Below are 251 nucleotides of genomic sequence, written 5' to 3' on the forward strand. Positions count from 1 at the left end.
CTAGATAACTACATCCCAGAGCCAGAGCGTGCAATCGATCTACCATTCATCCTTCCTATCGAAGATGTATTCTCAATTCAGGGCCGTGGTACTGTTGTAACTGGTCGTGTTGAGCAAGGTATCATCACTGTAGGTGACGAAGTAGAAATCATTGGTATCAAAGAAACTACCACTACTACTTGTACTGGTGTTGAGATGTTCCGTAAGCTTCTTGACGAAGGCCGTGCTGGTGAGAACGTTGGTGTTCTTCT

Annotated in this window: 1 protein-coding gene; it reads left to right on the forward strand. The window is 45.0% G+C overall.

Translation table 11 applies throughout. The annotated features are described in order from the left end of the window. Positions 1-251: EF-Tu/IF-2/RF-3 family GTPase (locus tag ACVA53_RS25135; protein ID WP_446506640.1), on the forward strand; the 251-nt coding region annotated here is incomplete at both ends.

The sequence above is a fragment of the Photobacterium sp. DNB23_23_1 genome, from assembly GCF_052873815.1.